This window comes from Nonomuraea terrae, assembly GCF_004348995.1.
In the GTDB taxonomy this organism is placed as follows: Bacteria; Actinomycetota; Actinomycetes; order Streptosporangiales; family Streptosporangiaceae; genus Nonomuraea; species Nonomuraea terrae.
The window spans coordinates 17,577-29,541 of sequence record NZ_SMKQ01000100.1; the positions used below are offsets into that span (position 1 = coordinate 17,577).

13 protein-coding genes are annotated in these 11,965 nt (G+C 72.6%); 5 read left to right on the top strand and 8 right to left on the bottom strand.

The features are described from left to right. Window positions 1-7 precede the first annotated feature (7 nt). Genes E1286_RS27190 through def form a run of 3 tightly spaced genes read right to left on the bottom strand, consistent with a single transcriptional unit; the run spans window position 8 to window position 2,572 of the window. Window positions 8-1,411 carry a pyridoxal phosphate-dependent decarboxylase family protein gene (locus E1286_RS27190; protein WP_132616818.1) on the bottom strand — a complete coding sequence of 468 codons (1,404 nt, stop codon included), beginning with the start codon at window positions 1,409-1,411 and terminating at the stop codon, window positions 8-10. Continuing rightward, complete coding sequence (locus E1286_RS27195) at window positions 1,404-2,024, bottom strand: helix-turn-helix domain-containing protein (RefSeq protein WP_187368229.1); 621 nt, start codon at window positions 2,022-2,024, stop codon at window positions 1,404-1,406. The genes E1286_RS27190 and E1286_RS27195 overlap by 8 nt, the downstream gene beginning before the upstream one ends. An 8-nt stretch (window positions 2,025-2,032) precedes the next feature. Then, on the bottom strand, window positions 2,033-2,572 hold the full coding sequence (gene def, locus E1286_RS27200; RefSeq protein ID WP_187368230.1) for a peptide deformylase: 540 nt from the start codon (window positions 2,570-2,572) through the stop codon (window positions 2,033-2,035). A 141-nt stretch (window positions 2,573-2,713) separates the two neighbouring features. Between def and E1286_RS27205 the strand changes: the two genes are divergently transcribed. After that, on the top strand, window positions 2,714-3,511 hold the full coding sequence (locus E1286_RS27205) for a class I SAM-dependent methyltransferase (RefSeq protein WP_132616820.1): 798 nt from the start codon (window positions 2,714-2,716) through the stop codon (window positions 3,509-3,511). Window positions 3,512-3,594: 83 nt separating this feature from the next. Here E1286_RS27205 and E1286_RS27210 read toward each other — a convergent pair whose 3' ends face one another. Beyond that, window positions 3,595-4,110, bottom strand: coding sequence for a hypothetical protein (locus E1286_RS27210; protein ID WP_132616822.1), 516 nt, complete (start codon window positions 4,108-4,110; stop codon window positions 3,595-3,597). 34 nt (window positions 4,111-4,144) lie between these two features. Then, complete coding sequence (locus E1286_RS27215; protein ID WP_132616824.1) at window positions 4,145-5,074, bottom strand: hypothetical protein; 930 nt, start codon at window positions 5,072-5,074, stop codon at window positions 4,145-4,147. A gap of 129 nt (window positions 5,075-5,203) precedes the next feature. Between E1286_RS27215 and E1286_RS27220 the strand changes: the two genes are divergently transcribed. After that, window positions 5,204-6,148, top strand: coding sequence for a GNAT family N-acetyltransferase (locus tag E1286_RS27220; RefSeq protein WP_132616826.1), 945 nt, complete (start codon window positions 5,204-5,206; stop codon window positions 6,146-6,148). Between the two features lie 36 nt (window positions 6,149-6,184). Next, window positions 6,185-6,973 carry an arylamine N-acetyltransferase family protein gene (locus E1286_RS27225; protein WP_132616828.1) on the top strand — a complete coding sequence of 263 codons (789 nt, stop codon included), beginning with the start codon at window positions 6,185-6,187 and terminating at the stop codon, window positions 6,971-6,973. Between the two features lie 467 nt (window positions 6,974-7,440). Here E1286_RS27225 and nuoH read toward each other — a convergent pair whose 3' ends face one another. Together nuoH and E1286_RS27235 are read right to left on the bottom strand one after the other, a co-directional pair. After that, complete coding sequence (nuoH, locus tag E1286_RS27230) at window positions 7,441-8,724, bottom strand: NADH-quinone oxidoreductase subunit NuoH (protein ID WP_132616830.1); 1,284 nt, start codon at window positions 8,722-8,724, stop codon at window positions 7,441-7,443. A 56-nt stretch (window positions 8,725-8,780) separates the two neighbouring features. Further along, window positions 8,781-9,581: a helix-turn-helix transcriptional regulator gene (locus E1286_RS27235; RefSeq protein ID WP_132616832.1), complete on the bottom strand. Its 801-nt coding sequence runs from the start codon at window positions 9,579-9,581 to the stop codon at window positions 8,781-8,783. 70 nt (window positions 9,582-9,651) lie between these two features. Here E1286_RS27235 and E1286_RS27240 point away from each other — a divergent pair, with 70 nt between their 5' ends. Next, window positions 9,652-10,023, top strand: a complete 372-nt coding sequence (locus E1286_RS27240; RefSeq protein WP_132616834.1) for a hypothetical protein — start codon at window positions 9,652-9,654, stop codon at window positions 10,021-10,023. Here the strand turns inward: E1286_RS27240 and E1286_RS27245 are convergent, their stop codons facing one another. Continuing rightward, the gene (locus E1286_RS27245) at window positions 10,024-10,845 is read right to left on the bottom strand and encodes an MFS transporter (protein ID WP_165969934.1); all 822 of its coding nucleotides are present in this window, start codon (window positions 10,843-10,845) and stop codon (window positions 10,024-10,026) included. It lies immediately after the preceding gene. A gap of 4 nt (window positions 10,846-10,849) precedes the next feature. On the opposite strand from E1286_RS27245, the gene E1286_RS27250 reads away from it, so the two are divergent. Next, on the top strand, window positions 10,850-11,818 hold the full coding sequence (locus tag E1286_RS27250; protein ID WP_165969935.1) for a hypothetical protein: 969 nt from the start codon (window positions 10,850-10,852) through the stop codon (window positions 11,816-11,818). Window positions 11,819-11,965 lie beyond the last annotated feature (147 nt).

Consider the following 11,965-nt stretch of genomic DNA (forward strand, 5'->3'; position numbering starts at 1 on the left):
TCCGGTGTCAGAGCCGCTTGGCCGCCAGCCTGATCTCGTCGAGCAGCACGACCAGGTCCTGCTCGGTGGTGTCCGGGTGCAGGAAGCAGGCCCGCAGCGCGTCGCGTCCGCTCAGCCGCGTGCCGGTGATGAAGGCGTTGCCGCGCCGCTGCACCGCCACCGGCAGGGCCCGGTTGAGCGCGTCCAGGTCGCCGGATCCCGGCGTGTGACGGAAGGCCGTGATCGAGGTGGTGACCGGCGCCAGCAGCTCGAAGTCGCCGGCCTCCTCCACCAGCTCGGCCAGCCGGCGCGCCAGCCATGTCGTGTGGTTCACCAGGCGCGTGATGCCCGACCGGCCCAGGTACGACATGGTGGCCCACGTCTTCAGCGCCCGGAACGGGCGGGTCTGCTCCGGCCCGTACTCGGCGAACCACCCCAGGTCACCGGCGTTCTCGTCCACCAGGTACGACGGCACCAGGCTGAAGGCCGCCCGCGCCGCCGACGGGTCGCGCAGCAGCGCGCAGCCGCACCCCACGGGCACGCCGAGCCACTTGTGCGGGTCGAGGGCCAGCGAGTCGGCCCGCTCCAGCCCCGCGTAGTGCGGCGCCGCGCCGTCGGCCAGGATGCCGAGCGCGCCGTAGGCGCCGTCGACGTGGAACCACAGCCCGTGCTCGGCCGCGACGTCGGCGATCTCGTCCAGCGGGTCCACCGCGCCGGAGTTGACGGTGCCCGCGCTGCCCGCCACGCAGAACGGCCGCAGCCCGGCCGCCAGGTCCTCGGCCACCATGGCCCGCAGCGCCGCCACGTCCATCCGGTACGCCGCGTCCACCGGCACCGTCCGCACGTTGCGCGCGCCCAGGCCGAGCAGCTGGGCCGCCTTGTGCAGGCAGCTGTGGCCCTCCTCGGTGACGTACATGACCATGGCCGGGCGGCCGGACAGCCCCTCCTCGCGGGCGTCCCATCCGTCGGCGAGCGCCGCCCGCTGCCGGGCGGTGGCCAGGCAGATCACGGTCGCCATCGACGCCCCGCTGGTCAGCAGCCCCCCGCCGGGCGGGTGCGGGAAGCCCACCAGCTCGGCCAGCCAGCGCACCACCGCCCGCTCCAGATGCGGCCCGGCGTGGTCGCCGCCCGCGCAGCTCGGGTTGAACGCCGCGGCCAGCGGCTCCACGACGACGCCCGCCGGGTTGGGCGGCGAGTTCACCCAGCCGAAGAACCGCGGGTGCCCGTTGCCCATCGGGTACGGCAGCACGTGCTCACGCGCGTCCTCCAGCAGCGCGTCGAGCGGGCGGCCCTCCTCGGGCAGGTCCTGCCCGGTCAGCCAGGCGAGCTCGTCACCGGGCACCGGCCGCCAGACCGGCCGGTCGGCGACGCCCGCGAGGTGGTCGGCCATGATCTCGGCCGCCTTGGCTCCGGCCAGGCGCAGCTCATCCATCGGGCGTGTCCTTCCATATGTCGTGCTGCCCGACCCCGCCCAGCTCCATGGCCAGGTAGTAGACGCAGTCGGTGGTGCCGTCGTTGGCGAAGGAGTGGCGGCAGTCACCCGGGTAGTACGCCGAGTCGCCGGCCGCCAGGGCGTACGGCCTGCCGTTGATCGTCAGCCGCAGGCTGCCGCGCTCGACGGCGAGGTACTCCCGCGACCCCGGCGCGTGCGGCGCGAACTCGCCCGCGTCCACGCCCGGGCCGATGGTCGTGCGCATGAATTCGAACTCCACGTCGGCCAGCACCGGCGACAACACGCGCCGCTCCCAGCCGGACGGGTCGCGCAGCACCCGCTGCTCGGCGTGACGCAGCACCCGCACCGCCTCGTGCGCGGGCTCGTCCAGCAGCCGGGAGACGGACGTGCCCAGCGCCGTGGCCAGCCGGTCGAGCACGAGCACGGTCGGTGTCTTGGCGCCCCGCTCGACCTCGGAGACCATGCTGCGGCTGATGCCGCTGAGCTCGGCCAGCCGTTCGATGGACAGCCCGCGCGCCCGCCGCTCGCCGCGGATCCGCATGCCCAGCTCGGCCATGGACAGCCCGCTGGATAGCACCCCTTCGCCGTCCATGTCCTCCACTATAGCGGTGAAATGTCCGCTTTAGTGGAGAGCGTTTCCCGGTACGCGGCCAGCAGCTGCTTGCGGCGCTTGGCCGGCAGCCGGTCGATGTAGAGGTGACCGTCGAGGTGGTCGGTCTCGTGCTGCAGGCAGCGCGCGAGCAGCCCGGTGCCCTCGACCGTGACCGGCTGACCGGCGGCGTCGAAGCCGCGCACGGTGGCGCGGTCGGGCCGGGGGAGCGGCGCGTACTGGCCGGGGACCGACAGGCAGCCCTCGTCGCCGGTGTCGAGCCGCCGCTCGCCCAGCCCGGGCAGCTCCAGCTCGGGGTTGACCACCACGCCCTGGTGCCGCTCGCCGTCGTCGTCGGGGCAGTCGTAGACGAACACGCGCAGCGGCACGCCGATCTGGTTGGCGGCCAGGCCCACGCCCTCCGCGGCGTACATGCTCGCGAACATGTCGTCGACCAGCGCCGCAAGCTCGTCGTCGAAGCGGGTGACCGGGTCGCACGGGTTGTGCAGCACCGGGTCGCCCACGTGCACGATCGGCCGGACCTCTCCCACGACTCTCCCTCCATGTCGACGCGACAAGTGTACGAGCGGAGGGCGGATGATCCGGCATGTCTCATATATCAAGACATTGTTTCTTATATGGTGAGATGTAGTTAGGGTGGCGTGATCGGAATGAAGCGAAGGGGTTTGCCGATGGACGCCGTCTACACGCACGGCCACCACGAGTCCGTGCTGCGCTCGCATCGCTGGCGCACCGCCGAGAACTCGGCCGCGTACCTGCTGCCGCACCTGAAACCGCACATGAAGCTGCTCGACGTCGGCAGCGGGCCCGGCACGATCACCGCCGGCCTGGCGGCCCGGGTCGGCCACGTCACGGCGTCCGAGGTGAGCGAGGACGCACTCGGCCTGGCCAGGGCCGAGATCGCCGCCCGCGGACTGGACAACGTCGACTTCGCCGTGACCGACGTGCACGCGCTGGACTTCCCCGACGACACATTCTGCGTCGTCCACGCCCACCAGGTGCTCCAGCACGTCGGCGACCCGGTGCGGGCGCTGCGCGAGATGGGCCGCGTGACCAGGCCCGGCGGATACGTGGCCGTGCGCGACAGCGACTACGGGGCCTTCGCGTGGTATCCGCGGCTGCCCGCGCTGGACGAATGGATGGCGCTCTACCAGAGGGTCGCGCGGGGCAACGGCGGCGAGCCGGACGCCGGGCGGCGGCTGCTCTCCTGGGCTCGCGCGGCGGGTTTCACCGACGTCACCGCCACCTCATCCACCTGGTGCTTCGCCACCCCGCAGGACCGCGCCTGGTGGGGCGGCATGTGGGCCGAGCGCGTGCTGAGCTCGGCCATGGCCGAGCAGGCCCTGGCGACCGGCGCCGCCACGGAGGCGGACCTGCGGCGCATCTCGGAGGGCTGGCTGGAGTGGACCGCCGCCGAGGACGGCTGGCTCTCCCTCCTGCACGGCGAGATCATCTGCCGGGCCGGCTAGAGCCGCGCTCTCGGAGGCCCGTGCTTCCGGAGATCCGTGCCTTCGGGGGCCCGTGCCTTCGGAGATCCGTGCGGCGCGTCCGGTCAGAGGCCGAGGGTGTGGGCGCGCTGCCACTGCGGGTCGCGGTAGATCACCATGTCCGTGCCGACCATCTCGTCCGGGGCCGACAACATGGTGATCTCACCCACGGCCTGCAACTGCAGCAACAGGTCCCGCACCCGCGGCCCCACCGGCAACCGCCCCGGGGGCAGACCGAGCCCGTCCCTGACCGTGTCGGCGATCTCCGACAGGCGGAACGGGCCGTCGAAGCGCTCCACGACGCCGCGCACCATGGTCATCGTGATCAGGTGCTCGGCCTCGGCGTGCGCGAGCTGCCAGGTGACCTGTTCCCCGCGCCGGCCCGTCCCGGCGCAGGAGGAGCACGGCCGCCGCAGGCCCGGAGCGAGATCCTCCTCGGTCGAGCCGAGGCAGACCGAGCAGAGGCCGTTCTCCGCGGCGTGCACCTCCGCCGTCATCCGCTCGGCCAGCACGGCTCCGCAGGCGCAGGCGTACGCGTCGCCGAGCATCCCGGTCTGAGGGGAGATCACATGATTCGTCATCACTCCGACTCTACCGCCGGGCGATCGTGCCGCATCAGGCGCGCAGGTCCGCCAGTCCGTGCAGGCGGCGCAGGGCCTTGCGGGCGGCGGAGGCGACCCGTTCGTCGGGGTGGTGGTCGATGAAGACGCGCAGCACCCCCGCCGTCCACGGATGGTCGCCGAACGCGAGGATGGCGATCGTCCCGGCCTGCTCCTCGGCGTCCATCCCCATGGCGACCGACTCGATCACCTCGCCGGTCTCGCCCCCGAACTCCAGCAGCGCCGCCGCCATGTCCACCAGCACCCAGGCGAGCTCCTCCGGGGCAGGCCGGCGGTCCTCCCGCCCGATCCTGGCGGCGATCACGGCGCCCAGCCGGGGCTCGCCGATCAACCCGGACACCGCCAGCCGCCCCTCGTCGCCGAGGCTGGAGGCCAGCAGCTCCACGCCGACCGCGCGGCTGAGCGGGCTCACCTCGCCGATCACCGAGGCGATCTCGAACGCCGCCGCGGCCCGCTCGCGGCCCCTCAGCCACCCCTCCAGCTCCTCGGCGCGCTCGGTCCGCGGGTAGGAGCGCAGGGCGTGCAGCAGGGTCGCCGCGTCGGCGTCGGCGAAGGAGCCCATGACCGGGATGTCCTGTCCGGTGGTCTCGGCGATGATCAGACGCGCCGCCCACAGGCCGAGCCAGCTCAGCGTGTACGGCTCCTCCTGGCGCACCAGGCCGAGGCCCGTGAGCGTCTCGGGCGCCGCCTCCTTGAGCGGTTCCCGCGACAGGTACATCCTGATCAGTTCGAGCAGCAGTCCTTCGTCGGCGGCGAGCCGTTCGCGGCAGTGCTGCGTCCAGGCGGCCAGCACGGCGGCGTCGTCGCCCTCCGGTTTCAGCTCGGCGGCGAGAGGGGCGGCGCGCACGGCCGCCGCGAGCGTGGCCTCGTCGGGCAACCGGACCGGTGGCTGCAGGGGCAGCGTGTAGTCGTCGTAGGAGCTCACCCGCCCATCCTGTCGCGAGATTTCAGCTAAAGTGCTGCTGAAACCGAAAAGTCGGAAGAAAGGAGGCGCTGTGATGTACCGCTCGTTCCCGGGCGCTCGCCGCGCCCGCTTCTGCTTCTCGGAGGAAGCATGCGTTTCCGTACTGCCGTCAAGGACGACCTAGACCGCCTGCTCGGCTGCGTCGTCGACGAATCGATCAGCTGGGCCCATCCCGGCCGGCTGCTGTCGTACCTGGACAGCGGCAACTACCGTCTCGACCGCATCTGGCTGGCCGAGGACGAGCGGAGCAGCGAGATTCTCGCCCGCGCCGTCTGGTGGGGCTTCCCGGACGGCGACCGTCCGCTCGCGCTGGACTGCCTGTACGTCCACCCCTCGGCCGCCGACCGCGTCGAATTGGCCGCCGAACTTCTGAGACGCGCCCACGCCGCATACGGCGAGGCGCCCGAGTACCACGTCTTCGTCACGAACGGCTGGCGCGACGACCCCACGGCCGGCGCCGCCGTGGCCTGGCGGTGGGAGGCCGCCGGCCGCGCCGGGCTCACCGAGGAGCTCGAACGCCTGCGTTACGCCTGGACGGCCGACGACGGGCCCGTCCCCGAGCCGTCGCGGCGGCTGGAGTTCCGTGGGGATGACGACGACGAGGCGTTCGTGGCGGCCTTCCGCCGGGTGGCGGCCGGGACGCTCGACTTCCACACCCGCCAGGCCCTCCTCACCACCGACCCGACGGAACAGGCCAGGCAGGACGTGCGCGACTACCGTTCCATGCGGGGGGACCGGGCCTGGTGGCGGCTGGCGTACGACGGGGACGGGAACCTGGTCGGCGTGGCCCTGCCGTCCGCCAACGACGGCGGGCCCGTCGTGGGCTACCTCGGGGTCGTGCCGGAGCGGCGCGGCCACGGTTACGTCGACGACCTGCTCGGCGAGATCACCCGCTGCCACGCCGCGCGCGGGGTGCAGCGGATCGTGGCCGACACGGACGCGGGCAACGTGCCGATGGCGCGGGCCTTCGAACGCGCCGGATACCGAAATTTCGCCATCCGTCTGGTTCTGTCGGCTAATCCCGTGAACGCGTGATGCGCGCGGCCCGCCGTACCGGCCAGGGTTGACCCCATGTGGGACGTCGACATGTGGGACATCGACATGTGGGACATCGACAAGCTGGACCTCGACGCCTATCTCACCCGGATCGGCTACGGCGGGCCGCGCACCCCCGACGCGCGTACCCTGCGCGCCGTGCACCTGGCGCACGTGCGCGCCATCCCGTTCGAGAACCTGGACGTGATCCTCGGCAGGGAGATCCTCCTCGACCTGGGCAGCCTGCAGGACAAGCTCGTGACCGGCGGGCGCGGCGGCTACTGCCACGAGCACAACCTGCTGTTCGCCGCCGCGCTGGAACGGCTCGGCTTCACCGTGACGCGCCACCTGGCCCGCATCCGCCTCGGCCGCCGCCACCTGCCCCGCTCGCACGCCACGCTCACCGTCCAGGCGGACGGCCGCACCTGGCTGGCGGACGTCGGTTTCGGCGGGGACGGGCTGGTCGCGCCCATGCCGTTCGAGGACGGCGCGACCCTGGAGTCGGGGCCCTGGCGGTGGCGGCTCGGCCGCGACGACGGCTTCTGGGTCCTGCACGCGGGCGAGACGGAGCTGTACGCGTTCCGGCCCGATGAGCCGCACTTCCCGAGCGACTTCGAGGTGGCGAACTTCTACGTCTCCCGCAACCCCCACTCGCCGTTCACCCGCCACGTGCTGGTTCAGCGCACGACGGCCGACGCCCGAATCCGACTCCAGGACCACACCTTCACGACCGCCCCCGACCTGACCCGCCGGCTCACCACCGAGCTCGCCCTCCACCTGCCGCCCGCCGACGTCGAAGCCCTCCTGCCCCACCTCCGCCAGTGACTTCCACCGATCGGCGCGCGTCGCGTACATAGCCGGTCGTCAGCCGAAGACGAGCGCGCGACGCTGTCCCGGCTGGGACACCAGAACAGGCCGCGTCGGGGTGAAACCGCCTGTGTGGATCCGTGATCCAGGCGTCCCCGTAGCCGACCCCTCCCAGCACGTACGTGCACGAACGCAGCCGGTTCGCCCGCACAAGACACAAGGCGTCATGACGGCAACCATCGTGGCCATCACCCGCAACCTTGGCGTCGAACTGGCGTGGGGGCGCAGGCCTCGCGCCGGGTTGCCGGCGGGCCCGGTCCGGCGGACTGTCATGCGTGGGTCGTGAGTGTGCAGACTTGACTGCCGCAGGGCCGGCGAACGAGAGCGCCTGGCGGGCCGCGCCGACCGGCCCAGCCCTGTAGCCCGTGCGGCCTTGTGGAGCACGTCGGCCCCGGCAGATCAGATCCGGCGGCGGATCGCGGCGCTCACGGCCGGGTAACGCCGTGGTAGTGCGGCAGGTCGAGCGGCGGCACAGGGAAGCCGCCGGCCGTCGGCTCGTTGCACAGTTCCTCGAACTCGGCGTCCACCTGTGCCTTCCTGGCCTCCTTGCGCCGCTGGTCGACGGTGTCGAACCGCATCCAGACGGCCAGCGCACCGATCGCGATCACCGCGCCGAGCGCGATGCCGACCGTCTTGTTGCCCTCGTCGACGACCACGTTGCGCACCGCCGCCACGAGCAGGATCCAGGCCAGGTTGACCGGGATCAGCACCTTCCAGCCCAGCGACATCAGCTGGTCGTACCGCACGCGAGGCAGCGAGGCCCGCACCCACACGATGAAGCTGAAGGTCAGGACGAACTTGATGAAGAACCACAACCCCGGCCACCAGCCCGTGTTCGCGGCCTCCCAGAAGTACGTGATCGGGAACGGCGCCCGCCAGCCACCCAGGAACAACGTCACGGCGATGCCCGAGGCGGTGAAGGTGTGCAGGTACTCGCCCATCATGATCAGCGCGAACTTCAGCGACGAGGAGTACTCGGTCTGGAACCCGCCGACCAGCTCGCCCTCACCCTCGGGCAGGTCGAACGGGATGCGCGCGGCCTCACCGAACATGCAGATCACGTAGATGAGGAACGAGGGGATCAGCAGTACCGCGAACCACATGTCGCCCTGTGCCTTGACGATCTCCGACGTCGAGAGCGTCCCGGCGAACAGGAAGATCGCCACGAACGACAGGCCCATCGCGATCTCGTAGGAGACCACCTGAGCCGCCGACCGCAGACCGCCCAGCAGCGCGTACGGCGACCGCGACGACCACCCGGCCAGCACCACGCCGTACACCGACACCGCGCCCATCGCCAGCATGAACAACACCGCCACCGGCAGGTCCACCAGCTGCAGCGGCGTCCGCACACCGAACAGGTCGACCATCGGCGCGAACGGCACGATCGAGAACGCCAGGAACGCCGGCACCACCATGATCACAGGCGCCAGCAGGTACAACACCCGATCGACGGTCCGCGGGAAGATGTCCTCCTTCAGGCCCATCTTGATCGCGTCGGCCACCGACTGAAGCAACCCGAACCTGCCCGCCCGGTTGGGGCCGTGACGGTGCTGCATCCGCGAGATCAGTTTGCGCTCGAACCAGACCCCGAACACGACTCCGAGTGCCAGGAAGAGGAACAGCATCACGGCCTTGACGATGGTGATCCACAGCGGGTCCTTGCCGAAGTCGGCGAGGGTGGGATCGGCCGCGAGAACGCCTGCCATGACGTGTTGCCCCTTCCTCTCCCCGGCACTCGTTCGGTCCGGAGCGGAAGGTCACGCTAACCGGCGAGCCGATCGGTGTATTGAACGAATGCGAACAGCTGCTTCGGTGTCATCTGCGCCATCGCCCGGATCTCCCGGGTGAGGTGCGGCTGGTCGGCGTAACCGCAGGCGACGGCCTCGTGCAGGGTGGCCGATGGCCGCCTCCACGTGTCCACCGTCCGCTGGAACCGGGCGATGCGGGCTACCGTCTTGGGCGACAAGCCCACCACCCGGCGGAATCCGAGCTCGACATAACGACGGCTGACGCCCAGCTCACCGGCGAGCGCCCCGATGGTGGGCGGGCCGGCCGGCTCCTGAAGGCGCCGCCAGGCGTGCATGATCAGGCCGTCGGGGCCGGCGTCGGGGCGCAGCCACGCCGTCAGCCGCTCCTCCAGCAGGCGGAAGCGCTCCGCCCAGCTCGCCGACGCGATCAGCCGGCTGGTCAGCTCCTCGGCACGGTTGCCGAGGAGGTGCTCCAGCCGCACGGCCGTGCCGGCCACCTCGCGTATGGGCGTCCCCGTCAGCGCCGACATCCCGGCGGGGGTGAGCCCGACCGCGATCCCGTGACGCCACGGCGTGTGGGCCGAGAAGGTGGCGGTGGCACGGGGACCGGTGACGATCGGGCCCATGCCGGTGAAGTCGATGATCAGGGTGGCCGCGTTGAGCGGCAACATCCGGCTGGGGTCGGCGGGCACTCTCTCCCGGGTGCGAAAGCCGGCCCATCCCAGCACGTACGGACGCAGGTGCGGCGGTGACAGGCGGGCGATCATCTCGTACGGCTCCGCCTGTGGCTGCGTGGGCAGCGAATGTATCGCCATCACACCAGCATGCCTGCCCTGGTCTCACTCAGCAGGACGGCGTTACGTGTCGGTGCACCGAGGTGGCCGTGTGAATCCCTGGCCGGAGGTTCTGGACCGCATCGTGGCGGGCGACGACGAGGACCTGGTGATGTTCCTGGACGGGCTGAGCGACCTGAGCCGGCGGGCTGCTGCCGCCCCGTGGAGTCGCGCCGTGACCTGGCCGGCCGGCTGGCGGAAGAGCCGAGGCAGCCGGCCGGGCCAGGTGGGAACGCACGGGGGCGTGCCCGGCTGGGATCTGGTCGCCGCGCTGGTGTCCGAGACGGGGGAGCCGATCCGCGAGGCCGCGGCCCGGCTGCCCGCCGACCTGCGCGAGCGCGTGGCCGCCGCGTACGGCACGATCGCCGCGGCGGAGCCGGAACGACCGGTCGCCGCCGTCCCAACACTGGGGAGCAGGTCGTAGTCAACGCATGCTGCGTGAAGGGACGGCGCGTGCAGGCTGGTCGTCGAGGGAGCCAGCGGAGTCGGGGGAGTCGGGGTGATGGCCCGGCGAATGCGCACGGCCGGCGCGGTTGCCGAGCAGGGTCAGGGCGATGAGCAGGCCCGCCGCGGCGAAGAGCGCCGCGGCGGTGAACGCGGTGTGGTACGCGGAGGCGAGACCTGGCGCGGTCGGGCCGTCGATGGCTCCACCGCTGATGGTGACGGTGGAGCAGATGGCCACGCCGAGCGCGGTGCCGATGGCGAAGGAGGTGTCGCTGAGTCCGGCGGCCACGCCCGAGTCCCGTTCGGCGACGCCGCTCAGAGCCGCGATCTGCGCGCACACGGCGGCGATGCCCATCCCTGTGCCGAACACCACCAGGGCGATGAGCAGAAGGAGGACGGAGCCGTCGGCCGAAAGCCGCGTCAGCATCAGGCAGGCCACGCCCAGCAGGAGTGTGCTGAAGGCGGCTACCGGTCGCACCCCGAGTCTGGTCACCACGCGCTGGCCGGCCACCGCGCCGGCCACCGATGCCACGGTCATCACGGCGGTCGTCAGGCCGAAGAGCGCCGCCGGCCAGCCCAGCACCTGTTGCACGTGCGCGGTGACCGAACGCGCCTGCAACCCCACCACCTGCGCGAACGCCTCTCCGGAGGCCACCGCCGCGTCCGCCGCCCGGTCGGCCGCGTCGACCGAGCCGGACATCACGAGCGCGTGCGCGCGTACGGCCAGCAGCCGAGCCCGCTCCCGCACCGGCACACCGGGCAGGGCGAGCGCCTGGGCGGCGGATGACGCCGCGGTCGTCACCGGCGTGCTTGAGCGCCTTCGCCAGCCCGAGCGCCACCTCTGCCGCCTCGGCAGGCCCGATGGTGACGTCACGCGCGTCGGCCACCTCGCGCGCCTCGGCGACCCGTCCCGCCGACGCCAGCAGCCGCACCACCCTTGCCGCCAGCCCTGGGCGCTCATCCGCGGCGGGTGTGCCCGGGGCGGCGGGCGCCGCCAGTTCCAGAGCCCGCAGCATGAGGTCGGCGGCGGCCGACGGCGCGACGGCGGTCATGTCCTCGGCGGCGGCCCGCAACTCCCGGATCGCCGCCACGTCGCCCGCCCGCGCCCCGTGCCGCAGGTGCTCGGCCAGCTCGGCCGCCGGCCGGCCCTCGCGCCGCAGCACGGCGGCCGCCTCGCGGTGCAGCGCCGCACGGACCGCCGCCGGGAGGCCGTCGTAGACCGCCTCCCGGATGAGGTCGTGCCGGAACGTCAGCCGGTCACCGTCCCCGACCAGCGCGCCGGCCCGTACGGCCGCCTCGACGTGCGCGAGCAGGGCGCCGGGCGGCACGCCGAGCAGCCCCGCGGCCTCGTGCACGGTGAACGGCCGCCGCAGCACCGCGCCCGCCTCCAGCAGCCGCCGCGCCTCGGCGGGCAGGTCGCGCAGCCGCCGTCCGACGGCCGCGCCGAATCCGGCGGGCAGCTGGGACCCCTCGACCTCGGCAACGCCGCGGGTCACGGAGATCCGGCCCTGCGCTCGCAGCCCGTTCCGCACCTCCTCCAGCAGGAACGGGTTGCCGCCGCCGGCCCGCGCGAGCTCCAGCACCCACGGGCCAGGCTCGGCCCCGAGCAGCCGCGCGCAGAACGCGGCCGCCTCTCCGGGATCGAGCGGCGGCAGCGTCACGCGCCGGGCGCCCTCGGCGATGAGAGCGTCCACCGCGGTCTGCGCGGGGAACGGCCGCCGCCCCAGCAGCCACACCGCGGGCGACCCGGCGAGCTCCGGGACGAGGTGCCGTAACGCCAGGCAGGTCAGCTCGTCGGCCCACTGCACGTCGTCCAGCACGACCACCACCGGCCGCGTCAGGGCGGCCCGCCCGATCATCGCCCCGGCCCGCTCGACGGCCGGGAACCCCTCGGGCACCCCACCGCCCCGCACACCCGGCAC

What these genes read in the sequence shown, in the direction of transcription:
- E1286_RS27190 (WP_132616818.1), bottom strand. Translation starts at nt 1,411, where the DNA reads ATGGATGAGCTGCGCCTGGCCGGAGCCAAGGCGGCCGAGATCATGGCC.
- E1286_RS27195 (WP_187368229.1), bottom strand. Translation starts at nt 2,024, where the DNA reads ATGGACGGCGAAGGGGTGCTATCCAGCGGGCTGTCCATGGCCGAGCTG.
- E1286_RS27205 (WP_132616820.1), top strand. Translation starts at nt 2,714, where the DNA reads ATGGACGCCGTCTACACGCACGGCCACCACGAGTCCGTGCTGCGCTCG.
- E1286_RS27210 (WP_132616822.1), bottom strand. Translation starts at nt 4,110, where the DNA reads ATGACGAATCATGTGATCTCCCCTCAGACCGGGATGCTCGGCGACGCG.
- E1286_RS27220 (WP_132616826.1), top strand. Translation starts at nt 5,204, where the DNA reads ATGCGTTTCCGTACTGCCGTCAAGGACGACCTAGACCGCCTGCTCGGC.
- E1286_RS27225 (WP_132616828.1), top strand. Translation starts at nt 6,185, where the DNA reads ATGTGGGACGTCGACATGTGGGACATCGACATGTGGGACATCGACAAG.
- nuoH (WP_132616830.1), bottom strand. Translation starts at nt 8,724, where the DNA reads ATGGCAGGCGTTCTCGCGGCCGATCCCACCCTCGCCGACTTCGGCAAG.
- E1286_RS27235 (WP_132616832.1), bottom strand. Translation starts at nt 9,581, where the DNA reads ATGGCGATACATTCGCTGCCCACGCAGCCACAGGCGGAGCCGTACGAG.